25 protein-coding genes and 1 pseudogene are annotated in these 26,329 nt (G+C 60.1%); 15 read left to right on the top strand and 11 right to left on the bottom strand.

Features of this window, described 5'->3' with window-relative positions; all coding sequences use genetic code 11:
* The 3 genes and pseudogenes from ABD112_RS02350 to ABD112_RS02340 form a co-directional block, all read right to left on the bottom strand.
* Positions 1–498: pseudogene (locus ABD112_RS02350) on the bottom strand (IS110 family transposase); the annotation flags it as partial.
* A 241-nt stretch (positions 499–739) separates the two neighbouring features.
* On the bottom strand, positions 740–1,951 hold the full coding sequence (locus ABD112_RS02345; protein ID WP_343922826.1) for a NosD domain-containing protein: 1,212 nt from the start codon (positions 1,949–1,951) through the stop codon (positions 740–742).
* Between the two features lie 41 nt (positions 1,952–1,992).
* Positions 1,993–2,184, bottom strand: coding sequence for a hypothetical protein (locus tag ABD112_RS02340; RefSeq protein ID WP_343922824.1), 192 nt, complete (start codon positions 2,182–2,184; stop codon positions 1,993–1,995).
* 252 nt (positions 2,185–2,436) lie between these two features.
* Here ABD112_RS02340 and ABD112_RS02335 point away from each other — a divergent pair, with 252 nt between their 5' ends.
* The 12 genes from ABD112_RS02335 to ABD112_RS02280 all read left to right on the top strand — a co-directional run bounded on the left by ABD112_RS02335 (position 2,437) and on the right by ABD112_RS02280 (position 13,627).
* A complete protein-coding gene (locus tag ABD112_RS02335; protein WP_343922822.1) occupies positions 2,437–3,747 on the top strand; it encodes an ABC transporter substrate-binding protein in 1,311 nt (436 codons plus the stop codon).
* Positions 3,748–3,823: 76 nt separating this feature from the next.
* On the top strand, positions 3,824–4,711 hold the full coding sequence (locus ABD112_RS02330) for a carbohydrate ABC transporter permease (RefSeq protein ID WP_343922828.1): 888 nt from the start codon (positions 3,824–3,826) through the stop codon (positions 4,709–4,711).
* Positions 4,708–5,547 (top strand): carbohydrate ABC transporter permease, encoded by an 840-nt coding sequence (locus tag ABD112_RS02325; protein ID WP_343922821.1) that lies wholly within the window; start codon positions 4,708–4,710, stop codon positions 5,545–5,547. The genes ABD112_RS02330 and ABD112_RS02325 overlap by 4 nt, the downstream gene beginning before the upstream one ends.
* A 175-nt stretch (positions 5,548–5,722) precedes the next feature.
* On the top strand, positions 5,723–6,766 hold the full coding sequence (locus ABD112_RS02320; protein ID WP_343922820.1) for a LacI family DNA-binding transcriptional regulator: 1,044 nt from the start codon (positions 5,723–5,725) through the stop codon (positions 6,764–6,766).
* A 13-nt stretch (positions 6,767–6,779) separates the two neighbouring features.
* A complete protein-coding gene (locus tag ABD112_RS02315) occupies positions 6,780–7,760 on the top strand; it encodes a glycoside hydrolase family protein (RefSeq protein ID WP_343922818.1) in 981 nt (326 codons plus the stop codon).
* Complete coding sequence (locus tag ABD112_RS02310) at positions 7,757–8,671, top strand: carbohydrate kinase family protein (protein WP_343922816.1); 915 nt, start codon at positions 7,757–7,759, stop codon at positions 8,669–8,671. Before ABD112_RS02315 ends, ABD112_RS02310 begins: the two co-directional genes overlap by 4 nt.
* A 23-nt stretch (positions 8,672–8,694) precedes the next feature.
* Positions 8,695–10,035 (top strand): right-handed parallel beta-helix repeat-containing protein, encoded by a 1,341-nt coding sequence (locus tag ABD112_RS02305; RefSeq protein ID WP_343922814.1) that lies wholly within the window; start codon positions 8,695–8,697, stop codon positions 10,033–10,035.
* A gap of 100 nt (positions 10,036–10,135) precedes the next feature.
* Positions 10,136–11,296 carry a M24 family metallopeptidase gene (locus ABD112_RS02300; protein WP_343922812.1) on the top strand — a complete coding sequence of 387 codons (1,161 nt, stop codon included), beginning with the start codon at positions 10,136–10,138 and terminating at the stop codon, positions 11,294–11,296.
* A 233-nt stretch (positions 11,297–11,529) separates the two neighbouring features.
* Positions 11,530–11,880 (top strand): cupredoxin domain-containing protein, encoded by a 351-nt coding sequence (locus ABD112_RS02295; protein ID WP_343922810.1) that lies wholly within the window; start codon positions 11,530–11,532, stop codon positions 11,878–11,880.
* A 42-nt stretch (positions 11,881–11,922) separates the two neighbouring features.
* Positions 11,923–12,594, top strand: coding sequence for a hypothetical protein (locus ABD112_RS02290; protein WP_343922808.1), 672 nt, complete (start codon positions 11,923–11,925; stop codon positions 12,592–12,594).
* A gap of 92 nt (positions 12,595–12,686) precedes the next feature.
* Positions 12,687–13,103: a hypothetical protein gene (locus ABD112_RS02285; RefSeq protein ID WP_343922806.1), complete on the top strand. Its 417-nt coding sequence runs from the start codon at positions 12,687–12,689 to the stop codon at positions 13,101–13,103.
* A gap of 272 nt (positions 13,104–13,375) precedes the next feature.
* Positions 13,376–13,627 carry a hypothetical protein gene (locus ABD112_RS02280; protein WP_343922830.1) on the top strand — a complete coding sequence of 84 codons (252 nt, stop codon included), beginning with the start codon at positions 13,376–13,378 and terminating at the stop codon, positions 13,625–13,627.
* A 212-nt stretch (positions 13,628–13,839) separates the two neighbouring features.
* Here the strand turns inward: ABD112_RS02280 and ABD112_RS02275 are convergent, their stop codons facing one another.
* Positions 13,840–14,697 carry a hypothetical protein gene (locus tag ABD112_RS02275; protein ID WP_343922805.1) on the bottom strand — a complete coding sequence of 286 codons (858 nt, stop codon included), beginning with the start codon at positions 14,695–14,697 and terminating at the stop codon, positions 13,840–13,842.
* A gap of 467 nt (positions 14,698–15,164) precedes the next feature.
* Between ABD112_RS02275 and ABD112_RS02270 the strand changes: the two genes are divergently transcribed.
* Positions 15,165–17,828, top strand: coding sequence for a cation-translocating P-type ATPase (locus ABD112_RS02270; RefSeq protein ID WP_343922803.1), 2,664 nt, complete (start codon positions 15,165–15,167; stop codon positions 17,826–17,828).
* A gap of 111 nt (positions 17,829–17,939) precedes the next feature.
* On the opposite strand, the gene ABD112_RS02265 is transcribed toward ABD112_RS02270, so the two are convergent.
* The 3 genes from ABD112_RS02265 to ABD112_RS02255 form a co-directional block, all read right to left on the bottom strand.
* Positions 17,940–19,250, bottom strand: coding sequence for an ABC transporter permease (locus ABD112_RS02265; RefSeq protein ID WP_343922802.1), 1,311 nt, complete (start codon positions 19,248–19,250; stop codon positions 17,940–17,942).
* Entirely contained in the window at positions 19,247–19,945 is a 699-nt protein-coding gene (locus ABD112_RS02260; RefSeq protein ID WP_343922800.1) for an ABC transporter ATP-binding protein, read from the bottom strand. The genes ABD112_RS02265 and ABD112_RS02260 overlap by 4 nt, the downstream gene beginning before the upstream one ends.
* A 143-nt stretch (positions 19,946–20,088) precedes the next feature.
* Positions 20,089–20,385: a hypothetical protein gene (locus tag ABD112_RS02255; RefSeq protein ID WP_343922798.1), complete on the bottom strand. Its 297-nt coding sequence runs from the start codon at positions 20,383–20,385 to the stop codon at positions 20,089–20,091.
* Between the two features lie 308 nt (positions 20,386–20,693).
* Here ABD112_RS02255 and ABD112_RS02250 point away from each other — a divergent pair, with 308 nt between their 5' ends.
* Positions 20,694–21,911 (top strand): ammonium transporter, encoded by a 1,218-nt coding sequence (locus tag ABD112_RS02250; RefSeq protein WP_343922796.1) that lies wholly within the window; start codon positions 20,694–20,696, stop codon positions 21,909–21,911.
* A 106-nt stretch (positions 21,912–22,017) separates the two neighbouring features.
* Here the strand turns inward: ABD112_RS02250 and pdxH are convergent, their stop codons facing one another.
* From pdxH to ABD112_RS02235, 3 genes are all read right to left on the bottom strand, one after another.
* A complete protein-coding gene (gene pdxH / locus ABD112_RS02245) occupies positions 22,018–22,659 on the bottom strand; it encodes a pyridoxamine 5'-phosphate oxidase (protein ID WP_343922794.1) in 642 nt (213 codons plus the stop codon).
* A gap of 36 nt (positions 22,660–22,695) precedes the next feature.
* Complete coding sequence (gene nhaA / locus ABD112_RS02240) at positions 22,696–23,958, bottom strand: Na+/H+ antiporter NhaA (protein WP_343922793.1); 1,263 nt, start codon at positions 23,956–23,958, stop codon at positions 22,696–22,698.
* Positions 23,959–24,086: 128 nt separating this feature from the next.
* Complete coding sequence (locus ABD112_RS02235; protein ID WP_343922792.1) at positions 24,087–24,419, bottom strand: YkvA family protein; 333 nt, start codon at positions 24,417–24,419, stop codon at positions 24,087–24,089.
* 178 nt (positions 24,420–24,597) lie between these two features.
* Here ABD112_RS02235 and ABD112_RS02230 point away from each other — a divergent pair, with 178 nt between their 5' ends.
* Entirely contained in the window at positions 24,598–24,879 is a 282-nt protein-coding gene (locus ABD112_RS02230; protein WP_343922789.1) for an iron-sulfur cluster assembly accessory protein, read from the top strand.
* A gap of 8 nt (positions 24,880–24,887) precedes the next feature.
* On the opposite strand, the gene ABD112_RS02225 is transcribed toward ABD112_RS02230, so the two are convergent.
* Positions 24,888–26,186, bottom strand: a complete 1,299-nt coding sequence (locus tag ABD112_RS02225) for a hypothetical protein (protein WP_343922787.1) — start codon at positions 26,184–26,186, stop codon at positions 24,888–24,890.
* Positions 26,187–26,329: the final 143 nt, after the last annotated feature.

Raw genomic sequence — 26,329 nt, 5'->3', positions numbered from 1 at the left:
CGGTTGCCGAGGCGAACCGTGCCAGCGGCTTTCATCGACGCTGGCGACGGGTACTTCTGCAGCAGGTCCAGCACTGCCGGGTGGTCCAGGTGCGGGCCCAGGACCCGCTCCAATGCTGGGTGGATCTGGGTGAGGAGGCCGCGGATTCGGTTGCTGGTCGCGACTNATGGCCGCATCGCGGGCATCGGTCTTCGCTTCCCCCGGATGGAGGTCTGCGATGCGGCGCATGGCCAGGCCCGGCAGGTAGCCGACGAGGACATTCTCGGCCTGAGCGACCGCGACCGGCAGCGCGCCGATCGTCGCCGGCTGATCGACGACGAAGAGGACTTGGCCGTGCTTTTTCAGCTTTTCGATGACCTCTCGAAGTTTCGTTTCGTCGTTGGGTAGGGTCTTGTCGTAGAGCACTTTCCCGGCCCGATCGTAGGCGACCGCGTGGTGTTCCCCTTTCCCAACGTCGACGCCGACGAACACGTCCACGGAGTCGTAGTTCTCAATCATGATTACTCCCGTCTCTGAACCGTTTTGTTGGTCAGCCGCGGTATCGAGTCTCACATCCACGTTACGAATGGCCTGGACTACAGTCCGGCCCCTATTAGCGATCACCTGATACCAATCCGGCCCGGTGACAGCACCCCCCGGATCATGAAACGACTGGGGGAAATAATCATGCCGGACCCGACGGGCCAACGTCCTCAGATACAAACACCATCCGGGGATATAAACAAGGTAACGAGGGGAGCTACGGTGTCGCGCGGAAACCGTAGGAGGATCCGGCGAGGGCTTGAAACTCGCCGGGGGACCCGCAGTCGAGCACCTTAGTGTTAACAGTGCTGCCGTCGAGCACCACAGTTTTCACGCTTATGTTTGCGATGGTGTGGTTGGTGGCGACGAAGTTGTTTGCTCCTGACTTCACTAGAACGATCGTCGGTGTCGCCCCGAGAGGCTGAACGTACGCAGCAGCCACGTCGAAGCTGAAGTGGTTGCTCGCGACAGTATTGCCGCTGCCGTTGATATGGACCAGACCAAACAAGTCGTCCAAACCATTGTTGTTGGCTTGGAATGGCGGAAACGATTCTCGCTGTCGAAGGAAGTGATTCGATGCCACCAAATTGTTCGTGCAGCCGCTTTCGAACTGAATCATTCCCGAATAGAAGGCATGTAGCCGGTTGGCTGTAATGCTGGAGTTTGAGCAGGCTTTGAGATGAACCGAACTCTTACCGCGCGGAAAGATGTTGTTTCCTGAGATCAGCAGACCAAAGTGGTTCTCCGCATAGATCGAGAACCCGACGAACCCGGCGCCGACCAAGTTGTCATTGACCAGGCAGGCTTGCCCTGATCCGATGAGTTCAATGCAACTGCCGCATTCAGCGATAAAGTTGCCAGTGACGGATAGTGCGTCGGCTCCAGTGATAACGAGGCCGCGTTGAAGGTAGACCATCCCCATCCCCGCGATGCGCAACGAGTCGGTGTCACTCGTCGAGCGGATTCCGATCTTTCCGTTAAGGTAGCTGTTCTGATTGGGGCTGAACGACAGCCCGTCTAGACAGAAGTCGATTAGCTCGATCGAGCTCAGCCTTGGTGAACCTCCACGGTTGATTAGGATCGCCTCAGAGTTGCCGTCGGTGTTCTCGACCTTGATGCGGCTACCGCCCGGCCAGACTTCGAACCAGCTCGCGGTACTCCCGGCGTTGTATCGGATGCTTGATGAAGTGAATCCATGGCCGGAGCCCTTGACTTGCAAATAGCTGATATCGATCACAATTCGGGTCTTGAGTGAGTAGTCGCCCGGCGGGATGTAGACAACCGCTCCAGGTTTGGAAGCTTGAGTCGGTTGGTTTGCCTTGATGTCAGCGATGATGCTGTTCACGACCGCACCGATGTCGGTATAGGCGGTGGTTCCGGGGAGCCCGGGGATAGTCCAAGTAGTTACGTCGTAGATGGTCGAAGGCATAGTGGCCTCTCTGCTGAAATATGGATGGGGTGGGAAAAAATTTAGAGCACACCAAGCAACGTGCGATGGGTGTGCTCGACTGATGTGGTGGCCGCCGGTGCGGGGGCCGCCGTGGCCGTTTTTTCGTGCGTGGTTAGCCACGCAGTAATAGCCGCCGTCGATCCCGCAATAAGGAATCCTCGACGTGACAGCGACATGCTCGCGTGCGCAGGCTTAGGTTCGAATTTGTTCATGGAGCTCCCTCAACATTGAGTGAATTGCAAAAAGGTTTTGGCATTCGTGAGTTGCTCGATAGTAGGGCGGGACCGTCGGCGGGTCAAGACTCGGTGCGCCCTTTTATCTGTTTGGCAATTTTTGGCGTTGACTCCGAAAGGCCCGTAGGGGAAACTCGTGCCAAGACGTTTTGCCAAAACGTTTGATCATCGCTATGGTGATCTCAATCACAGTGCGTAGCAATACTGCTACCAAAGAACGGAGTCGAAGTAATGAAGCTTCGCAATATGCGCGGTACTCGTGCCGCATTACTCGGAACGGCTGTCCTGTCGGTGACGGCACTCGCACTCTCGGGGTGTGGCGTCGGTGGCGGAACCAACGGAAGTTCCTCTGACGAACTGACAGTTCTCGTCGAAGGTGGCGGGCTTGCAGAGCTCCAGCCAATCGCCGACTTGTACAAAGAAGAGACCGGGACGACGATCAAGCTCGTCGAACTGCCCTACGACGGACTGTACGACCGAATCCAAACGGAACTTGGATCGGGCAGCGTCTCGTTCGATATTGCCGCGCTTGACGCGATCTGGCTGAGCGCGTTCGCCGACGGAATGGTGCCCCTTGACGACCTCTTCACCGAAGATGTGAAGTCCGATCTCTTCCCCGGCCTCGTGTCCGAGGCGCAGGTGGGAGGCAAGTATGTGGGAATGCCGATCTTCACCAATTCCGAGATCCTGTACTACCGCACCGATCTCTTCAACGACGAGAGGAACAAGACAGACTTCGAGACAGAGTTCGGCTACCCTCTCGCCCCGCCGACGACGTGGGAGCAATACACCGATGTCGCGAAGTTCTTCACCCGCGACACAAACGGCGACGGACAGATCGACCTCTACGGTACAGATGTCAAGGGCGCGGTAGAGACCGAGTGGCTCGCGACCGTGTCGCAGGCCGGCGAAACCCAGATGGTGCTCGACCCGGCCAACGGCGAAGTGACCATCGATAGCGCCGAGCACCTCGAAGCACTCGACTTCTATACGAGCCTGCTTCCCTACGCACCCCCCGGTGCTTCGCAGCTCGACTGGGCAGGATCGCAGAACCTTTTCTACCAAGGCAAGCTCGCGATGATGCGGTTCTGGGGCCACGCATACACGCAGACTCCTGACGATGCTGTCGTCAAGGGTGACATTGGTGTAGCGCCGATGATTGCAGGCCCGGGCGGCGTCGCAGGCGTACCCGGTGCTTGGTACCTCTCTGTGCCGAAAGCGACCTCGAAGCAGCAGGCCGCGAAGGACTTCATCGCGTTCGCGTATGAGAACAACGAACTGTCCGTGGATACATCGCTTGGCCTCGTCGCCCGAATCTCTGCGTTCGAATCGCAGGCCGATGTCGAGGGCCACGAAAATTACTCGGCAATTCTCGCGACGCTCAACTCACCAGCGACGTTCGCGCGGCCAGCAACGCCGGAGTGGCAGGAGATTGTCAACACGGTGCTCACTCCGATGCTCCAGAAAGCTGTTGAACCTGGTGCTGACAACGCTGCGCTATTGAAAGACGCCAAGATGCAGATCGAAGCGATCATCAAGTAGCTCGCACTGCAATCTGGGGCAGTCTGTGTAATTGCGGGCTGCCCCACCATCCGACTCGTTCAAAGGACTCACTCTCGTGCGCCTCACCGACCGACGGTTCGCCTTGCTACTGATGGCACCGGCCGCCGCTTTTCTCGCAGCATTCGTGCTGTGGCCTCTTATTAGATTCGTCTCCAACGGATTCTATGAGATCTCGCCCATTTCCGGAGGACCCCGAATCTTTGTGGGGTTCGATAACTTTGCCGCCGCGTTCGCCTCAACGGCGTTCCAGGGCGCAGCATTCCGCACGATCGTCTACACCGTTATCGTCGTCGCCCTTGAGTTTGCAATTGGGTTGGCTGTAGCACTCATTTTTGCGTCGCTCGGAAGCCGATCCGCGGTGTTCCGCACTATCTTTATGTATCCGCTCATGATCGCGCCCGTCGTCGCCGGTCTGCTGTGGCGCTTCCTGCTTATCGACAACTTCGGGATTATCAACGAACTTCTTCGCCAAGCGGGAATCCTGCAAACGAGTAGTCAAATCGGATGGCTAAGCGACCCGAACATTGCATTGTTCTCGGTGGCCCTGCCTGACGTCTGGCTTACTACCTCGTTCATTACGCTCGTGCTTTTCGCGGGCCTGCAGAACGTGCCGGGTGACGTAATTGAAGCGGCGAAATTGGATGGTGCTCGCTTTTCCACCATGCTCTTCCGCATCATCATCCCTCTGCTTCGACCTGTAATTGCTGTAGCGCTCATTGTTCGGGGAATTGATGCGGCTCGCGCTTTCGACATCATCCTCATTCAAACCAACGGTGGACCACAGGAGAGCACAACGACGTTGAGCCTTCTGGTCTACCGAACCATGACTCGCTACGGCGACCCTGGCCTCGCGAGCGCTATGGGCACTATCTATCTTGTTGCAATGCTCGTGATTGCCACCGCGGCGATATACGCAATCTGGCGCCCAGGGAGTGACAAATGATTGGCATCGAAACTAACCGACGTTCATCACGGCTGATCCTGTGGAGCGCACTCGCAGTAGTTCTTGTGATCTATGCGTTCCCTTTCCTTTATCTTCTGTTCACTTCATTCAAGACGCCGCTCGATGCGATCGCTGTGCCACCCTCTGTGTTGCCCTCGGTCTGGACACTAGAGAACTATGTGACAGCGCTCAGCAAGGACGGGGTAGTTCCGGCGCTGATTAACAGCACCGTGACCGCTGTCTTGAGCACGGCGTTCTCCCTCGTGCTCGCGGTACCCGCGGCCTATGCGATCACACGGTACCGCACACCAAGCGGGCAGGTCTTCGTCATGGCAGCGCTAGTAACACGGATGGTGCCCACGATCGCAGTGGGAGCCCCTCTCATAGAGACCATGCGCGTTCTCGGAATCAGTGACACATCTCTGGGCCTTGCTATCGCGCACACTACCCTCTCGCTTCCCCTTTCGATCTGGCTAATGGCGAGCTTCTTCGAAGCCGTCCCTGGTGAGCTCGAAGAAGCGGCTCGGGTTGATGGAGCATCACGTCTGGGAGCATTGTGGCGAGTCGTAATCCCGGTAGTCTCCGGCGGCCTTGCAGTCACGGCGATCTTCGCCTTCCTTGCGTCATGGAACGAGTTCCTTTTCTCGCTCCTACTCACCTCTGTTCGTGCGCAGACAACGCCGATCGTGATCGCGAACTTCCAAACGCAGTTCGGACTCGACTGGGGAGGGATGACCGCGCTCGCTGCGATCTACTCAATCCCCGTTATCCTGCTCACTCTCGCCCTGCAGCGTCATATCGTCGCGGGCCTCACTCTCGGTGCAGTGAAAGGATGAACGGTCGCGCCATGGAACGAAATCAGACCTCCGATGGAATTCTGGAGACTACAAACTCCGCTCAGCGGACTTGCAGGGCGCGCACCCGACGAGAAGCCGCTTCAGACCTAACGGTGGCAGCGGTGCTGGTCGCTACGACGAGTGGACTCGCGCATCTAGAGGAAGAGGAAGAACTGTGGCAGTGAGAAATGTCGGGATTCGAGATGTCGCCGAAATGGCTGGTGTTTCGGTTACTACGGTGTCCCATGTCCTGAACGACACCCCTCAAATGCGGGTCGCCGCAGACACACGAGCTCGCGTCCGCGAAGCAGCGAAAACACTTGGCTATGGCCCGAACCGGATGGCGCAAGCGCTCCGAACCAACCGGTCAGGGCTCATCGGCCTGCTGAGCGAAGAGATCGCAACCACTCCTCACGCGGGCAGGATCATTCTTGGCGCCCAGAATGCGGCGCGCGAACACGACCTGACCCTGGTCATCGTCAACACTGAGCGCGAATCCGGCGATTCACACAGAGACGACGTTCAGGCGCTGATCGACCGGCAAGTGGAGGCCGTCCTCTACGCGACGATGTATCACCGCCAAGTATCCCTCCCTCCAAACCTGCAGGGTCTGCCTGCCGTCCTGATCGACTCGACCGACAAGGCCGGCATTGTCCCGGCAGTGGTACCTGACGAGGTGGGTGGCGCGATCGCCGCCGTCACGCACCTCGTCGAGGCCGGTCACCGACGCATCGGCTTTCTCAATAACGACGACGATGTGCCGGCTACACACGAACGTCTGGTCGGCTACAAGGAGGTGTTGCGACTGTACGACATTCCGATCGACGAACAACTGATCGTTCAAGCACCGTCAGAAACCCTTCCCGGTTACGAGATTGCTCGAGAACTCCTCGCGAGACACGACCGGCCAACCGCCCTATTCTGTTACAACGATCGGATGGCAATGGGCGCCTACCGGGCCGCGAATGAACTGGGTCTGGACATCCCGCACGACCTCTCGATCGTCGGTTTCGACAACCAGGAACTCATCGCGGCCAACCTGTTCCCTGGCCTGACCACTGTGGCGCTCCCTCACTATGAAATGGGCGCTTGGGCCGTCGACACTCTCGTGCACCTGCTTCACGGAGAAGACGAATACAAGCTCCTCGCCGACACCCCCACACGCCTCGACTGCCCACTGGTCATCCGAGGATCAGTCGGCACACCACGAGACAACTGAAAGGTTACATAAAATGCTTCGACTGGCCTCGTCCTGGGTGTGGGACTTCTGGATTGCCGATGATGGCGACCGCTACCATCTCTTCTTTCTGAAGGCGTCCCGAGCTCTCCTCGACCCCGACCGACGGCACTGGCGTGCCACCATCGGACACGCGACTTCCATAGATCTCACGACGTGGATCGAGCACGCCGACGCAGTCATTCCGGATGATTCCCCGGCCTTCGATGACCTCTCAACGTGGACGGGGTCAGTAGTGCGTGACGACAACGGCACGTGGCGAATGTTCTATACGGCGGTCAGTCGTGCCGAAGGCGGACTCAACCAACGGATCAGCTCCGTCGTCTCCGACGATCTTTTCACGTGGCGCCGAGAACCCGACAGACAAATTCTTGAACCGGACGCCCGTTACTATGAAACCGCGGAAACGAGAAATTGGCCTGACCAGGCTTGGCGCGACCCGTGGGTATTCCGTGATCGGCGCAACTGGCACATGCTGATCACTGCGCGCGCCAACCACGGCGATCCCGATAACCGAGGAGTCATCGGGCACGCAACCTCACCAGACCTCACCCACTGGACTGTTCAGCCTCCGCTGTCCGAGCCAGGCGCCGGATTTGGACACATCGAAGTGGTTCAGACTGTCGTTGTTGACGGCACGCCAGTCGGAATATTCTCTTGCCTTGCCTCCGAACTGTCGCACGAACGCCATGCGGAAGATCCCGTCGGAGGTATTTGGGCGTTTCCCGCCGACTCTCTGACAGGGCCATTCCATCTGGCAGATGCATACCGACTCACCGACGAGCGACTTTATGTTGGACGGCTGGTTCAGGATCGTGAGGGACAGTGGCAAATTCTTTCATTCCGCAACGACGACGAAAATGGCGGTTGGGTCGGAGAGATCAGCGACCCGCAGCCTGTTTACTGGGTCGATGGCCGGCTGACGATCGTATTGACGAGCCATTCAGAAATGTTGGAAGAACGAGTTCCGTCGTGAATGGCGGCGCGCTAGTAGTAGGGGAAGCGCTCATCGACGAAGTTGTCGAGCTCGGCCGTGTTAGTCGCTATACGGGAGGATCGCCCGCGAACGTGGCGCTCGGACTCTCTCGTCTGAATGTTGCTACTCGTTTGCACTCCGCTATTGGGGACGACGAAGACGGGGAGCTAATCCGAAAGCACCTCGGTGAATCCGGGGTGATTATCACCCCAGACTCCTTGACGAATGCGCCGACATCGAAAGCGGTAGCCACCGTCGCGGATGACGGATCGGCAACCTACGAATTTGCGTTGAGCTGGGACCCAGTCAACCTCGGTGAACTCGGGGCACCGAAGATTATTCACGCAGGTTCGCTAGGGGCGTTCCTCGAGCCGGGTTCTGACGTCACAAACGACATCGTCCGACGAGGCGGTGCAGCGGGAGCGCTGATCACGTTCGATCCGAACGTGCGACCAAGTCTTGTCCGAGACTCACGAAAGTCCCACAAACTTTTCGAGGCGCTCGCCTTCTCCAGCCACATCACAAAACTAAGTGATGAGGACGCCGAGTTCCTCTTCCCGGAAAAATCCGTCAACTATGTACTCGATCTCCTCATCGATGGAGGGGTGACCGTGGCCGGGATCACACGAGGAAGCAGGGGTGCGTGTCTTGCGAGCGGTGCGAATCGCATCACTATCCCGCCAGTCAAGACGGTAGTCGCGGACACTGTGGGCGCTGGCGACTCTTTTATGGCAGCTCTGATTTGGGCCCTCGTCTTCAGAACCGGTGGCTGGAATGGGCAACCAATTTCCCAGCAACAGCTCGAGGACGTCGGCGGGAAAGCAGCCCTTGCTGCGGCCGTTACAGTCTCCCGGCCCGGCGCTGATCTGCCGACCCTGGCCGAGATCATCACGCAACTAGCTGCAGTCTGATTACGCCACAAAGGAGCGAATCTATGTCAAGCGCTAACTACTACGACGTGACGAAGTGGCCCGTCGGTAATCCGGCCGAGGACATCGGCGAGGTGTTTAACAGCATCATCGCTGATATCAAGAGCCGGCAGGTGGCCACCGATGAGAACAAGGGCGGAAAGCCGGGCGCGGTGATCTACGTTCCACCTGGGGACTATCACCTTCGCACACAAGTTCTGATCGACATCAGCTTCCTCAGGATCCAGGGCTCGGGTCACGGCTTCACGTCTTCGAGCATCCGGTTCAATGTTCCCCAAGACGAGTCTCTCGACTTGCATGAGCTGTGGCCCGGAGGCAGTCGCATTCTCGTAGACATTCCTCTCGGCAAGGACGAGGAAGAGTCCACGGGCGCAGCCTTCTACATCGAGCGAAGTGGGAGCCCGCGGATCAGCGCGGTCGAGTTCTCTGATTTCTGCATCGACGGGTTACATTTCACCCCGGATGGCTCGGAGCTGCATCCAGAGAACTCCTATATAAACGGCAAGACGGGCATCTATGTCGCGAATGCCAATGACTCTTTCCGCGTCAACGGTATGGGGTTCGTCTACCTCGAGCACGCTCTCACTATCCACAACGCGGACGCGCTTTCCATTCATGACAACTTCATTGCTGAATGTGGCAGTTGCATCGAGCTGCGTGGGTGGGGACAGGCTTCGAAAATCACTGACAACCTCATCGGAGCAGGATTCAAGGGCCACTCGATCTACGCCGAGAATCATGGCGGGCTGTTGATCACAGCCAACAACATCTTTCCCCGGGGGGCGAGTAGCGTCTATCTCAACGGAGTCACGCGTTCAAGCGTCACTAATAACCGCCTGCATTCGTTCTACCCTGGGATGGTGGTGCTCGGAGCGAATAGCTCGGAGAATCTTGTGGCTTCGAATCACTTTCTGCGCGATCTTGAACCTTGGACGCCCTTCTTGGGCGTCGATAACGGCCTGGATGATCTCTTTGGGCTCCTCTGTGTCAGCGGCAGCAACAATTCGGTCATCGGTAACCACTTCTCCGAGGTCATCGACTCTGAGAGAATCCGCCCGGCTAGTGCGACGCCGGTCATCATCCGGTTAATGGCGGGGAGCTCCAACTACGTCTCCAGCAATCACATAGTGGCAGTGGACGTTCACGCCGAGTCGAGTAATTCCGCCTTCGAAGCTCAGGTAAACGCTTTGCTGACGACTGAGGCTTCGGACAGCTTGGTCGTTACGGCAGTCAAGGTCGATTCCGAGTCAGTTCGAAATACGATCCTCGATTCTGGAAGCGAGGCCGAAGTTGTCGTCGATACGAAAGTTAATGCGTTTAGGGCTACACCTTCAGTCGGCGCCTAGTGGATTGAGACTGCTCACGGTATCGGTTATGTCTTCACGCGGGGATGCGCCGAATCGCGGGGTCGGGCCAGCTGGTCAACTGAACCGACAGCAGACCCCTATGAGCGCTCTTACCTTCACCGCTTCCGTTTACGCCGCTCGTCTTGAGCGCGCAGCAGCCCTAGCCGCCGAGGCGGGTTTCGACGGTATCATTGTGGGTCCAGGACCCGATTTGCAGTACTTGGTCGGCGTCGAGGGCGACACGATTGAGCGGCTGACAGCCCTAGTGATTAAGCCCGGCATGACGCCGACCATCGTTGTGCCGCGCATGGAGCTCGCGAAGGTACGCAGCACAGGTGCCGACGAACTCGGAATCATCGTCGCCGACTGGGTCGACGGCCAAGATCCGTATGCCCTGATCGCCGACACACTGCCTGCAGCGACTCGTGTGGGAGTGTCTGATTCGCTCCCGGCACTGCACGTTATTCCGATCGGACAGCGGCTCGCGGTGCGTCTTGAGCTCGCGACCCCGGTCCTGCGCGAGGGGCGAATGATCAAGGAAGCCGCGGAGATTTCAGAACTACGACGCGCCGGAGCAGCGATCGACGCTGTGCATCGACGAGTGCCGGAGTTGCTGCGTGCCGGTCGGACTGAACGCGAAGTTGCGGCCGATATCGCTAGGGCAATCGTCGCCGAGGGGCACCGCACGGTCGAGTTTGTCATTGTCGGGTCGGGACCGAATGGTGCCGACCCGCACCACGAGGTTTCGGACCGCATGATCGAGGATGGCGACGTCGTGGTCGTCGACATCGGCGGTGCGGTCCCGAGCGGCTACAACTCCGACAGCACACGAACCTACAGCGCGGGAACCCCGGAGCCGTCGGTCGCTGAACGCATCGCCATACTCGTGCAGGCACAACAGGCCGCCGTCGACGCAGTGCGACCCGGCGTTACGGCTTCGGATGTTGATGTCGCGGCGCGACGAGTGCTCTCGCAGGCTGGCCTCGCCGAAGCATTTCTGCATCGTACGGGTCACGGAATCGGGGTCTCCGTGCACGAGGAGCCTTACATTACCCCTGGCAATGACCTTCTCCTGCGCGAAGGGATGGCATTCAGTATTGAACCGGGTATCTACTTCCCTAGCCAGTGGGGCGCGCGCATTGAAGATATCGTCGTCGTGACAGCAGACGGATGCGAGCAACTGAACGTTACAGAACATGCGCTGACCGCGGTGGGCGCAGCGAGCGCCACCGACGAGTCGCGATCGGACTCAAAAGTCTAAGCGAGAGATCGCTAGCCCAAGCAACCGAGTAGCGGGTCCGGCCTCGCTCTTTTCCTAGGTTTCTTCTGTGCCGAAAAATTGATACCAAACCACTTCGCCCAGGGTGCCGAATCATCTACATGTCACTCACCAGAACACTTCGGGCACCGAAAGCCACCCTCGCGGGTGCGCTTATCCTGCCGGCACTTCTCATAGCGCTCTCGGGATGCGCGGGTTCTCAACCATCCCCAACGATGCCGTCTGAGAGAGGCACGGATCAGTCGACGGACGCCGCCGAAAACGTTGTTACGACCATCGGCCTCAAGTTCATGCCGAACGACCTCACCGTCAAGGTGGGCACCACGGTCACTTGGCAAAACGGCGAGACAATCGGTCACACCGTGACGTCCGGAGCCTGGGGCGACGTGAACGAGTCGACGGGTCTTCGCGGCACACAGACGCCCGACGGCCTTTTCGACCATGACCTAGCCCCGAAGGGCCAGGAGGGTGACACCTTCACATATACCTTCGACGAACCCGGCGAGTACTTCTACTACTGCCAACCGCACTTGACCATGAACGCAAGTATCACGGTCGAACCGTAAGAACCCGCACGAACAACACACCATCAACAAGGAGAAGAAACAATGCGTAAAATCACAGCACTCACCGGTCTGGGCCTCGCCGCGGCACTCGCACTCTCGGGCTGCTCGGCGGCAACAGATTCGCCGACCACCACCGACGACACGAACTCTTCGGCAGTCGTGGACACAGTAAACAGCGACGGCTCCACGTTGCGTGCAACTCTAACCGCCCTGCTCGCCGACCACGTCTACCTCGCCGGTGCAGCCATCGACCAGGCGCTCGCTGATGGTGGCGACCTCACGACGGAAGACGTCGCCGGGGCAGTCGAAACCCTCGACACCAACTCGGTTGAGATCGCAGCCCTGATCGGCTCGGCTTACCCGGACGCCGAGCAACCATTCCTCGATTCATGGCGCTCGCACATCCCGTTCTTCGTGAACTACGCGGTCGCGAAGGCAACCGACGACCAAGCTGGCATCGACCAGGCAATGTCAGATCTGGGCGGCTACGCAGTGTCGTTCGGCCAGCTGATCAATTCAGTTGTTCCTGAGCTGCCGGCCGAGGCAGTGCAGACTGAGCTCGAGATGCACGCCTCGTCGCTGGTCGCAGCGATCGACGCGAACATCGCCGGCGACCCTGCCTACTTCGCACTGTTGAAGGAAGCTGCAGGCCACATGCCGATGACGGCAACGGCGCTCGCTGGCGGAATCGCAGCCAATAAGGGTATCCAGTAAAACCGATTCGCGAATGAGCCGGTGGGGAGCGAACGAATCGCTCCCCACCGGCTTCAGCGTTTCCGGGAAGTTGTTGAGAGAAAGGCAAGGACATGAAAATCTTCATTGTTGCGGCACGGATTTGGATCGCACTCGCGCTGGTGGTTAACGCCTACGTGCACTTTCTTCTCGCGACTCCATTCGATGCGATCGTCGGCTCACTCGTCAGTCAGGGTGCACTCTTCCGCATCCAGGGCGTAGTAAACGTCCTCGCAGCTGTCCTGATCCTGGCGGTATATCGCTGGTGGACCGGGCTGGTTGCGGCAGTGATTGCGGCGGGCGGGCTCGCACTGCTGGTGGCCTCGGTTTATGTGCCATTGGATCTGAGCGCACTCGGGTTTCCAGTGATCTACGAACCTGCGTGGTATCCAGACAAGGTGGTAGCAGTCATCGCACAGGGCTTCGCGTTGATTGGCGGACTGCTGGTGGCGGTGTTGACTCGCCCTCGTGCAGCACGGAAGCACAACTGACATTCCTAGGCTCGTGTGCGGCGTCGCTATTTCTCGGAGGTGTCGCTGAGTTCGTCTGGATCGGTTGAGAAGTTCAGATCTGTGGATGGCTAGGTTGATTAAGGTCTGGCCCTGCGATGGAGGGGATCCCGGCGCTGGCTCTGAAGAGTTTCCTGGGGACGTCGAGGGCGTCCTAGTTTTGTTTGCGTGCAGTGGACAGGGACGAGCGTACGGTCAGGAACGCCTCCGCGCCGGTCGGTGAACGCCAACAGCCGGAGATCTTCTGTTGGAGTTTGACCATCCGTGCATCCGTGCATCCGTGCATCTCGTTCGACATGGTTGTTATCCATCGGTATGGCGAAGCGCAGGACGTCGTGTTGGTGCTCACCGAGTCGGCGGGCCGGCAGCGCCGTCTTGTCGTCGACCTTGCTGATCTGCACGGTTTTGTGGATCTCCACGATCAGGTCGGCAAATTTCACCGGCCATTCTTGTCTGGTGGCCTCAGCCATCCCGGCCAGCTATCCCGAGTGGAAACCCAACTGTAGGTCAGGTCAAGATGTCACCTATCAGTGCACCAGACCCGCATTTGTGCTGACCGGCCCAGAAGGGTGGGTTCGCGCGGATTCTGAATGTTACGGACCTTCGCACTGGATGGGTGCTCACCGCCGCGCCAGCTGACCCCGATTGCGCTCGATCTCCATCCGAAGCACAACGACCCCTCTCGCTGGAGAGGGGTCGTTGCCGAACGGGTGCCGTGTTATTTGTTGGCCTTCTCGTTTGCTTGGATGCTCGCGATGCATTGACCCTGGTTCTTGAAATCGAAGTCGGCGAAGCCGCCCTTCTTGCACTGATCTTTGGTGGTGAGTACCAGTGTCACCGGAGAAATGGTCAGGTCATAGTTCACGCCGATTTCCGGGCCCGTGGTGGTCCATGCCGAGTACCAGCCGGGATGTGCGCCGTTGCCGAGTTCCGTGGTCACGCCGTGGGGGCTGATGCTGCCATAGGAGTCGCTCACGGTTGAGCCGTTGACAGTCAGAGTCATACAACCGTCCGCCGTCGCGATGTCTGCCGCGTCACTGGCACAAGTGGCCGGGTCGACGCTTCCGTCGACGACGAACTCCACAGTGACGACGCCGCCAAGAAGGTCACTGACGGGAATTCGTTTGAACTCTTGGACCCACTCTCCACCGCCGGCATCCCCATCGGTCACACCAACGACGAAGTAGCCCCCGGAGCCGGTGCGATACGTGACGTAGATGCCGACTTCCTGCTTGTGACCGGTCTGGCCGCTCGCCAACGCGTCAGCATCGTGCAGCCCGATGACCGCAGTCTGGCCGTTCTCGCTCATCTGGGACAGATCTAGGGTTCCCGCCATGGTCACTGGAGTCAGTTCCGGAGACGGAGTCAGGATGGCCGGACCGCGCTGGTAATTTCCGTCGTATCCGGCCGGAGCTGGATCGCCGACATACCGCAGACGGAGACTGGAACCGTCGTCGGTTACTCTCTCACCCACGGATCCGGTGATGGTTGCAGAGGGCTCGGCCGCGTAGGCCGGCGCCAAGGTAGTCAGGACAAGAGCCGTGGCAAGTGCCGCGGCCGCAATGGGCTTCTTCATGTTTCTCCGATGTTTCAGGTACGAATCGGCAAACGGGCCTCACATCTGGAGAGGCTCCCACTCGAGAGTGTAGGGGGCGAGGTCAAAGGAGGGAAGCCCCCGACGAGACTCAAGAGAAGTGCCCGCTATAGCTCATCATTCAATCCCAATGAACTGACCAGTCGGCGCTGACGGGGCCGAGTGCCATTTCTTCTGTTTCCTGGACAGCGTAGCGACCGGTCCCGACTTTGGCGGAGTGGTGTTGCTGTCGTCGACACGAGGACCCGGGCGCTACGTTGTCGGAATGATGCAGCACCCGCACCGACTGGTGAGCTGCGCAGCAGGTCAGGCTGATGGCTGCGGCGTGAACGCTCCGCTCGAAGTCCCCGATGACTCCGCGGAAAACTGGACTGACCGATCCAGAATCACCCAGCCTTTGGGACAAACGGCCCTAGTTGCACTCGCGCTACCGGCACTAGCGTGGTGGCATGACAACAGGAGAGTCGGCGACACGGTGGTACGCGCTCGACCTCGACGAGGTGTTCGTTCGGCTCGACGCGAGTCCGCAAGGACTGACCACCGCCGAGGCAGACGAGCGGCGCACCAGGGTTGGGCCGAATCGGCTGGAAGTGCGCAAGCCGACGCCCGCGTGGGCGGTGGCAGTGCGACAATTTCGGTCGCCGCTTATCGCGATTCTGTTGGTGGCGGCTACGATCACCCTGTTGCTGCAGGACTGGGTTGACGCGACGGCGATCCTCATCGTGCTCGTGTTGAACGCGTCGATTGGGTTCTGGGAAGAGACGCACGCCGAGCGCGAGATGCGCGCCCTCGCCTCGCTTACCGTGCCAGCTGCACGCGCTGTGCGCGACGGCCACGTCATCCGCCTGCCCGCGGTCGACCTCGTGCCCGGCGATGTCGTCGCGCTAGAGAGCGGCGAGCAGGTGGCCGCCGACTTGCGCATCGTCGACGCTCACGCCCTGCAGGTTGACGAGTCGATGCTGACCGGCGAGTCAGAGCAGGTGCACAAGACCCCCGCGCCTGTCTCCGAGCATGCGGCAATGGGTGACCGTCTCGGGATGCTTTACAGCGGCACCTTCGTCACCTCCGGTCGTGGGCGCGGCGTGGTGGTTGCGACGGGTCGCGACACCGAGTTGGGGCGTATCAACGAGCTCGTGCAGACTAGCTCGAAGCGCACGCCCCTGCAGCAGAGCATTCGTAGCCTCGAGCGCCGCATCGGACTGTTTGTTGCGGTCGTTGCCGTAGCTGTGATCATCACCGGTCTGCTGCTCGGCGAGGATCTAGAAACAGTGTTCCTGTCGGCGATCGCCATGGCCGTCGCGACCATTCCCGAAGCCTTGCCGGTAGTGATGACGGTCGCGCTAGCGATTGGGGTGCGCCGAATGGCGGCGCAGGGCGCGATCGTGCGCACGCTGCCTGCCGCTGAGACGTTGGGCTCGACGACCGTGATCGCGAGCGACAAAACGGGCACGCTCACCGAAAACCGGCTCACTGTCGAGCGCGTGTGGGTGCCTGGTGGCGGTGTACTCGAGGTGTCGGGCCTGCCCGACCGGCCGAGCGGCGTGCTGCGCGATGTCCTCATGGCTGGCGCCCTCGTCAACGAGGCGCACCCGCACAGTGATGACGAGCGTGGCTTCATCGGTGACGCCGTCGACGTGGCGCTCGCCGTCTTGGCGCGTTCGCTCGGGGTAACGAGCGATGATGACGACCTACCCGACCAAGTCGCCCGCTTACCGTACGAGCCGCAAAACCGCTATGCACAGTCACTGCGCCGTGGCCACCATGACAGCGACGATGCCGCGCTCACGCTCTACGTGAAGGGTGCGCCCGAACTCGTGCTCTCGATGTGCAGCTCAGAGGCTGGGGGCACCACCCTAGACGATGCCGCGCGTCAGCGGGTGTACGGTGCACACGACCAGCTGGCCCGCGACGGCTACCGCGTGCTGGCGATCGCCCGCCGCAGAGTGGCCGACGATGAGCTGTCGGTGCCAGAGCTGCCGCACCCTACCGGCCTGCAGTTGCTCGGGCTCGTCGCGCTCACCGACCCGCCGCGCGCAGAGGCCCTCGAGTCGATCGCGCTCTGCGTCGGCGCGGGGATACGCGTCATTATGGTGACCGGCGACCACCCGTTGACCGCCACCACGATCGCACGCCGCCTCGGCATCGCCGACTACGACAACGTGATCACAGGCGACGAACTTGGCGACCTCGACGACGCAGCGCTCGCCGAACGAGTCTCTCGGGCTGGCGTTGTGGCGCGGGTCTCGCCCTCAGACAAGCTGCGTGTCGTGCTGGCCCTGCAAGCCAATGGCGACACGGTCGCAGTGACGGGCGACGGCGTGAACGACGCACCCGCACTCAAGGCGGCCGCGATCGGCGTTGCGATGGGCAAGTCCGGCACCGACGTGGCGCGCGAGGCCGCAGATGTCGTGCTCACCGATGACCGTTTCGCCACCGTCGTCGAGGCGGTGCGGCAGGGGCGCATTGTGTTCTCGGCGATCCGCAAAGCTACCTTCTTCTTACTGTCGACCGGATTCGGGATCATGCTCGCCGTCGCCATCAGTTTCTTTTTTGAGCAGCCGCTTCTCTTGATCCCCGTGCAAGTGTTGTGGATCAACGTCGTCACGAGCGGCCTGCAAGACGTCGCGCTCGCATTCGAGCCCGCCGAAGGGGACGAGCTTCGGCGGGCTCCGCGGGCTGCGCAAGAGGGAATCCTGTCGCGCGCGCTGTGGGTGCGCACCGTGATTTCGGCGAGTTGGATGGCGACCGTGCTCCTCATCACCTTCCAACAGGCGCTCGCCGCGGGCTACGAACTCGAGCACGTGCGCACCATCACGATGACAGTGTTCGTGGTCATGAGCTTCTTTCAGGCGGGCAGCGCGCGCACCGAGCGCCGCTCGCTCTTCACCGTCAGCCCATTCAGCAACCCGTTTCTCATCGCGACCGCCGTCGGCTCGCTCGGACTGCAATGGATCGCCATGACCTGGCCGGTCAGCGCGGGCGTGCTGGGGCTTGTGCCGCTCACGCTCGGCGAGTGGGTGGGGTGCGCACTCGCCGCATCGACCCTGCTGGGGCTCATCGAGGCCGAAAAGTTTGTGCGGCGCATGCTGGCACGGCGAGCGAGTGCGGTCTAGGCGGGATGGCAACGTCCCCGCTCGAGAGCACAACCTTCGCGCGGACGTTGCCGTGCTTGCTCTGCTTGGGTGCTGTATCCCCTGCAGCGCAGCCCCCAACCAGAGGCGCCCCTACTCATACCGCAGCGACTCCACCGGGTCAGCCCGAGCGGCGCGAGCAGCAGGCAGGGTGCCAGCCAGGAACGCGATTGCCATCACCACCAGGATGATCACGGTGACCGAGAGCGGATCGAACGCGATCAGCGTGAGGCCCGGTAGGTCGGCCAGGATTGCCCCGGCGAGTAGCGAACTGATGCCGGTGCCCACGAGCATCCCGATTCCGACCCCGATTGCACTGCCCAGGAAGCCGATAAAGACCGCTTCGAGGCTGAAGAGGCCGAACACCTTGCCGCTGCCCATACCCATGGCTTTCATGAGGCCGATTTCTCGGGTGCGTTCCTGCACAGACATAAACAGGGTGTTCACGATTCCGAAGCTTGCGGCCAGCAGGGCGATGATCGCGAACGCATTCAACACGAGCACGATCGCATCGATTACGGTCTTGAACGTGCCGAGCTGGTCGGCCACAGTAGTGCCTGTGAAGCCCGCATCCGCGAGCCGATCCTTGAGCGCAGTGATTTCGACATCCGTCGCTGCTGGATCGAAGCGGATGCTCGCCTGGGCGTAACGCTCCTGCTGATCAATGGAGATGCCGATGTTCTGGGTTTCATACAGCTCGTCGGTCAGCGCAGAGTTCACGACAAGTCCGCCAGCGCCGGGCGCAGCGATGCTCTCCTCAGCAACGCCCACGATTGTTGCCTCCACGAGGTGCTGGGTGCGCTCGGCATCTGTGATCGCGATTGTGAGCGTCTCGCCTACGGCGGCATCTGCGTCAGCAAAACCGAGAGACTCGACATAGGAGACGGGCAGGTTCAGCTCGAGCGCATCCGAGGCTGCCGCAGGGGCATCGCCGGCTGCGAGTTGCACGGTTTGGCCAGCGATGAGACTGCCGACGGAGGTCACATATTGTGCGCCGCCGTCGTACTGGATCCAGTCAGGAGAGATCGACTTTGTCGCCTCAACATCGAGCACACCTTCGAGCTCAGCGAGAGCATCCAAATCGTCAGGAGTGATCGCTACGACCGTGGACCCGGGCTGGCTGAAGCCGCCGCTGGAGACAGCATCTGGGTCAAACTCGGCGGGGCCAGAGTCGCCGCCACCGAACGCGCTATCGGTATCCGGAGTCTTCGTGACCGTCATTACATCTTCTGCACCGATAGAGGTGACGGTGTCGTCGATGTACCGGTTGATGCCAGTGCCTAAACCATTAGTGATGGTGAGGGTGAACGCACCAACAAAGATCGCGAGGATCGTCAGGATGGTGCGGGTCTTTGAGCGGAAAGTGTTCGAGGCGGCAGAACCGATCAGGTCAAGAGCGTTCATGCGGCCACCTCCGTGGTGTCGTTGACGAGCAGTCCGTCGCGAACATAAAGGCGGCGATCACAGCGCGCAGCCAGCTCCTCGTCGTGAGTAACCACGATCAACGTGATGCCGTTGTCTCTGTTGAGGTCAAAGAGAATGTCTTCGACTACTGCGCCGGTGGTGGTGTCGAGGTTTCCGGTGGGCTCATCGGCGAAAATAATGCGCGGGTTGTTGACGAGTGCGCGGGCGATCACTGAGCGCTGCTTCTGACCACCAGAAAGGTTCAGAGCCTTGTTCTTCGCTTTGTCGACCATCTCCAACTGCTCAAGAGCGGCGAGGGCACGCTGCTTGCGCTCGCTGCGCCGAATGCCGGCGATTTTCATCGGCAGCATCACATTCTCCAGAACGGAGGCGTTAGCGGTGAGGAAAAACTGTTGGAACACGAACCCGGACGTCTTGTTGCGAGCACGATTGAGGTTCTTGCCCTTCAACGTGTTCGTATCCACGCCCTCAAGCTCAACCGTTCCCGACGTCGGGGCATCGAGGAGTGCCAGAACGTGCATGAGGGTCGATTTGCCCGAGCCGCTCTTGCCAATTATGGCAATGCTTTCGCCCTCAAAAATGTCGAAGGTCACGCCCTTGAGCGCATCGAAACGGTTGGGGCCTCGGCCGTAAGACTTGTGTACATCCTTGACTCGGATGATCGGGGTATCCATATCAACAAGTCTCCCGAGTCTGCGGCGAGAGCACATCAGCCGCGGGGAGGTACCTGCCTACGCCGAGCGGCGTATCTTCCGCTTCTGCTACTACCGCCCGCGGGGGACTGGCAGAGGCCCTGCAGTGACAGCAATAGCAACAGCTATAGCTTCAGCTTTGCCTTGCGCTTCTGCTCGGCAGTGCGTTCCATTCGTTCGATGCGCAGCACATCCACCAGTAGCAGCGCGATCGGGATCACCGAAGCCACGCCCCACCACTCTTCGGTGCCGCCGGTGGTGACATAGATCACGTTGAAGACCACAGCCCAGACAAGACCGCCAATGAGCCACACCAGCCGCCACCACGGTGTCGTTAGCTGGCGGATGCGAGTCTTGACCAGCGAAGGCTGCTTTGGTGGTGTCGCTGGCTCAGGCGCATTCGCGGGCGTAGTTTCGGGCATGCGCCAACTCTACGTTCTCTCGGTAGGGGCTGGGAAAGTTGGGCCGCGAATGGCGAAATTCTGAACCCCTAAGCGCACCAGAGCCAAACCTGACACCTGATTCACCGACCATCTCAGGGTGCGCGAAACGTGCATGTAACACCCAAAGCACACGTTTAACGTGCTCGAAACATAACTGGCGAGCTTACGAAACGCTAAGACGGAATGCTTTGTCGTGCGGGACGGTGGGAGTGGAATAACCCGACACTCACTGAAAATCCGCCAAAGCATTACGTGCGCACCAGGCGCACAAAGCGAAAGAGGTTGAGATGGACACAGCGGTATGGGTACTCATTAGCACCGCGATGGTGCTGCTTATGACCCCCGGTTTGGCATTCTTTTACGGTGGACTCGTTAAAGAGAAGTCAGTAGTCAGCATGATGATGATGAGCTTCGGAGCTCTCGGCCTTGTTGCCGTTCTCTGGATCCTCATCGGCGCGAACATGAGCTCGATCGATGGTTCAATCTGGTCATTCTCCGGCAACCCGTTCAGCAACTTCGGTCAAGAGGGCGTCGCAGGCGCTGACCTCCTGAACGTTGCATTTGGTGGAACGTTCGCCATCATCACCACCGCGCTGATCTCGGGTGCAATAGCCGACCGCGCACGCTTCGGCCCCTGGATGATCTTCGCCGGTGTCTGGGCAACGCTCGTCTACTTCCCCGTCGCAGCGTGGGTTTGGGGCGGCGGCTGGATCCAAAATCTTGGAGATACTCTCGGCGGCCTTCCCGCAGTAATCGACTTCGCTGGTGGAACCGCGGTACACATCAACGCTGGCGCTGCTGCCCTTGGTCTCGCCTTGGTACTTGGCAAGCGTGTTGGTTTCAACAAGGACATTGCGCAGCCTCACAATGTTCCCCTGGTCCTCATCGGTGCAGCACTGCTCTGGTTCGGCTGGTTCGGGTTCAACGCTGGTGCCGCAGGGTCGCCTGACGAAGCTGGATTGATCGTCTTCAACACGCTCGCCGCACCCGCCGCCGGAATTCTCGGCTGGATCGTTGTAGAGAAGATCCGCACCGGCAAGGCCACCGCAGTGGGCGCCGTTTCGGGTGTTGTTGCTGGTCTTGTTGCCATCACTCCGGCGGCTGCAAACCTCACTCCGGGCTGGACATTGGTTCTTGGTCTCATCGCTGGCGCTATCTGTGCTCTCGCTATCGAGCTCAAGTTCAACATGGGGTTCGATGATTCGCTCGACGTTGTTGGGCTCCACCTCGTTGCCGGAATCACCGGAACGATCTACCTCGGTTTCTTCGCGACAGACACCGGACTCTTCGTTGGTGGAGATGCGGGCCAGCTGGTTGTTCAGACCGTCAGCGTCCTCGCCGTAGCGATCTTCTCCTTCGGCGCTTCTTGGCTGATTGGAACCGCAATTCAAAAGACCATTGGATTCCGCGTTACTTCGGAAGAAGAAATCGCCGGTATCGACCTCGCCGTCCACGGCGAGTCGGGCTATGCAATGCAGTCACGGGGAACCGTGCCAGCTGAGTAGAGCCAACAACCTCGGGAGGGGCACGACTGTTATCGCAGTCGTGTCCCTCTTTTGGCGTTAACAAACGCCACGTGACAACTGGATGTCGGATGTCGCACTGAAGTCGCTACGGCTGCAGCCGCATCCGCTCCCAGCCGCCTGACGCGGCACGCACGAAGCGCACGCGGTCGTGCAGGCGTGAGCTGCGGCCCTGCCAGAACTCGATCGTGTGTGGCTCGATAACAAAGCCGCCCCAGTCATCCGGGCGAGGCACATCACTGCCCTCGAACTCTTCCTCGATTTCGGTCACGCGCTGTTCGAGCAGGGCTCGGGATGCGATGGGTTGCGATTGTTCGCTGGCGTGCGCCGCGATTTGACTGCCTCGCGGTCGCGTCGCAAAGTACTGGTCAGACAGGGCGGCGGCAACAGGCCGAGCTGTTCCCTGCACGAGCACTTGCCGGTGGATTGCATACCAGGGGAACACCAGCGCAGCGGCAGGGTTTGCCAGCAGTTCCCTGCCTTTGATGGAACTGTAGTTGGTGAAGAACTCGAAGCCGGCTGTGTCTATCGCCCGTAAAAGTACGGTGCGGCTGCTGGGGGAGCCCTCGGCATCCACCGTTGACAGCACCATGGCGTTGGGTTCAGACACGTGCGAATCGGTGGCGTTCGCTAGCCACAGCCGAAACTGTTCTAGGGGATCGTCGAGCACGTCAGCGTCATTGAGTGGCAACTGGCCGTAATCAGTGTGTTGGCTCAGCGGGTCTGACACGATGAATCCCCTCGAATGTGTGGAATAGCTCTCTAGCTAGTCTGCATCCTCGATGAGTGCTCTGTTCTTATCGGGGATGCCGTCTTCGTTCATGTCGCGCTTGCGGGCGAGGCGAGAGTCCCAGCGGAGGCTGATCGCCGCGAATACCGCCGCAAGTGCTGTGCCGATGAGGATGGCGAGCTTGGCGCCTGTCGTGTGCTCGCTGTCGGGGAAAGAAAGCTCGGAGATGAGCAACGAGACTGTGAACCCGATACCCGTAAGGAATCCAATGGGCAGAAGGTCACGCAAACCGATCGAGTCAGCGAGACGAAACTTGGTCACCTTGGTAATGAGTGCTGTTGTGCCGAGCACTCCGATGATCTTTCCGACTACCAGACCAATGACGATGGCGGGCACAACGGGCTGTACCAGTACATCGCTGACGCTCTCATCGCCACCCAGTGAGACGCCTGCCGCGAAGAAAGCGAAGACGGGCAGTGCGATTCCGGATGATGTGGGGCGAACCGCATCATCGAAAGCGTGGGTGCGGGTTTCTTTCTCTCCGTGAACGAGCTTGGCGGGAACAGTGAATCCGAGCATCACGCCGGCGATCGTGGCATGGACGCCAGAATCGTGCATGAAGGCCCAGGCAACAAGGGCGAGTGGAATCAGCAACCACCAGCGCGGTTTGCGGGAGCGAACCACAAGACCGAACAACACGATCGAGATGAACGAGAACAGGAGTGACAGCAGGTCAATGCTGTCGGTGTAGAACAGCGCGATGATCACAATCGCGAGGAGGTCGTCAACAACTGCCATCGTGAGAAGGAAAGTGCGCAGCGCTCGCGGAAGGCCGCGACCGAAGATTGCCAGAATTGCTAAGGCGAAAGCAATATCCGTGGCCGTCGGGATTGCCCAACCGCCGAGGGCCGAAGAATCGCCCATGGTGAGGACAACAAGTACAAAGAGCAACGCGGGAAAGAGCATCCCGCCAATCGCCGCAAACACGGGAACGGCGGCTTCGCGCGGTTTGCGCAGGCTGCCGGCAACCAGTTCTTGCTTAAGCTCAACACCTACGACGAAGAAGAAGATCGCCAGGAGGCCGTCAGCAGCCCACGTGGCCAACGAGAGGTCGAGGTGCAACGCCGAGGGGCCTACGACGGTCTCGGCGAGGGCTGCGTAGCCTTCGCGCCACGGAGAGTTCGCCCAGATGAGAGCAATCGCTGCGGCAACCATGAGCAGGATGCCGCTGGTGGTCTCCATGGTGACCCACCGGCGTACTCGCTTGCGTGGGCTCAGCTTCTTAGTGGATGTGGTCACAAATTTCCAGACGTTGAGGTTCGTCAGCGGGGTCGCCGACGCAATCGCCGACCAGACTTCCCGGCACTCCGTTAACGATTCTACCGGGTGTGAGGCTGGGCAATAGTCGGCACAGGGACCCTTGTGTGTCAGCTGAGGCCGACGAAAGTGCGGAGGGCACTGAGCCCTTGCGGAGTTCCGGGCCAGTGGCGGTCCAGAGCAGCAGCACCAGCGTTTTTCGTTGCGAAGCGAAGAACCAGCGCAACAACGATTGCGTCGTCCACGTACCCAACAACCGGGATGAAATCGGGCACTAGGTCGATTGGCAATAGCAGGTACACCAGCAGCACCACTAGCCAGATTCGAACGCCTTTAGGAACCTCGGAATGACCACGTGATATCCAAGCGAGAGCGCCGATGAGCGCGAGCCAGAGCAGGAGCAATCCTCCAGCCACGCTGACGAGCACGTGCCACCATTCCATGCTCTCTACGGTACCCGGGCGGGGCGTGGCGAGTAGCGAGGTCAAACCTCGGTGCCGCCTGACCGTACGCTCCACTGCGCATGAGAGTTGCCTCACAATCGACGCTCACGGTTGATGCGCGCCGCCGAGTAGGGGATCGTGGGTTGTTCAATTCGCTGAACCTGGAAAGGACGAACATATGCTCACCCTCACCGAAACAGCCACCACGGTCGTCAAGACGATCGTTGAACAAGATCCCAACACCGAAGCTTCGGGACTCCGCATTAACGGAGAACCCGGTGCCCCCAACTTGAGCGTTGCAGTAGTTGCAGAAGCTGAAGCCGGAGATTCCGTAATCGAGGCCGACGGCGCACGCGTATTTCTTGAAGAGAACGCCGCCATCGCCCTCAATGACAAAACTCTTGATGCACAGGTAGGCGAGGACGGCGCAGTGAACTTCGCCATCGTCGACAATGCTTAGCTAGATAGCTAGTAGCGGGCGAGAGCGTCAGCATCTCGGGCATGAGTAACCGACCGGCGGATGGCATCCAAAGCCTCCACCGCGTCTGTCTCAGCTTCAGCGATCATGAGCTGACGCTCCGCCTCCGCTAGTCGAGTGCGCGCACTCGCGCTTGCACCACCCCGCCCGATCAGCTCTCGCACAACACTGATCTGACTCCGGGCCGCGATCAATGTTCCCCGGTAGGCCGCGCGGGCATGCTCTAGCCGCTGCTGCTGGTTGCGTGCCGACGCAAGGGCGGCATCCAAATCAGCGGCGGCATCGCCGAGAACTACCAGTTGCCGAAACGGATCGCTGTGGCTGCCCGGATCGATAGCGGTCGCCATAAGAGCTGTCTCCACGGCAGCAATCGCCGCAATAATTGTGGCTCCCGAGCTTGGATCGGGCGCACGTTCCACCGCGACGCGCGCTTCGCGCAGGTCGCCGACGCTCGTATCTCGCATCCGCTGAACAGCAACCTCAGCGTCACCGAGTTCCCTCAACGAGCGTTCGGATGTCGCCAAGTGTTGGTCTGCCAAGTGCAGATCAGAAGCTGCGACATGCAACCTGTCTGCGACGGCGTTCACGCCGGTCGGGCTGATCTCGGGGGAGACCGCATCCAACTCCTGATCGGCATGATCAAGAAATTCTTCGACGTGCACGAGCTGCCGTGTCGTGACAGCGAGCACGACCTCGACGTAGTGTTCAGCGGCCTCGGCGCGACGATCTTGCAGAGCTGAGAGCCGATCCCGCAGCGCACCCAGTCGGGCCCGCAATTCGCGAGCCGTCTGTGCGGCATCCACTTCGGTACGTCGTCGTTCAGCAAACGCGCTATCGAACCGGTCGAGACTCGCGAAAGCCTTATCGCACAGCGCAATCATCTGCAGGGTGTTGCGGCGACGCAGCTGAACGGCATCGCTTGTGGCGGTGTCTCGCTGTTGGCCTAAGCGAAACGCTTCCGTCAGCTTCAGCCGCGCTTCAGCGAGAGCACTGTCAAAATCTCGGGCGCTCTCGACCCCAAACTGGGCGACAGCAAAACCAACCTCGTTTTCCGCGTCGCGCACCCGGTCATCCAAACCGACCAGCAGTGCGGCAGCCTGGGCATCGAGATTCGCCTGCGAGGCTGCGCCACGACGTCCGCGATCACCCCCGCGACGAAACAAAACAATGAAGGCCCCTACTCCCAGCGCCAGCACAAGCACGAGCAACGCCACAACCGCAATCGTGGTGCCGCGGGCAAGTTCGGCAGCATCAGTGGCGGCCAACAGGGGGAGGGCGAGGGGCACCATGACTCGTATTCTACGACTGTGTGCCGCGAGAACTGAGGGCCCCGGGTTCTAGTTCGAAGTGCAACACGGTGTGGTTTCGTTCGATGATAGTTCTTGGAAGACTTCGGCGGGTGTTGCCCAGCCGAGGATTTTGCGTGGCCGGT

This window comes from Rhodoglobus aureus (assembly GCF_039527955.1).
In the GTDB taxonomy this organism is placed as follows: domain Bacteria; phylum Actinomycetota; class Actinomycetes; order Actinomycetales; family Microbacteriaceae; genus Rhodoglobus; species Rhodoglobus aureus.
Note: the sequence above shows the minus strand (reverse complement) of the source record. Positions and strands in the feature narration are given on the sequence as shown.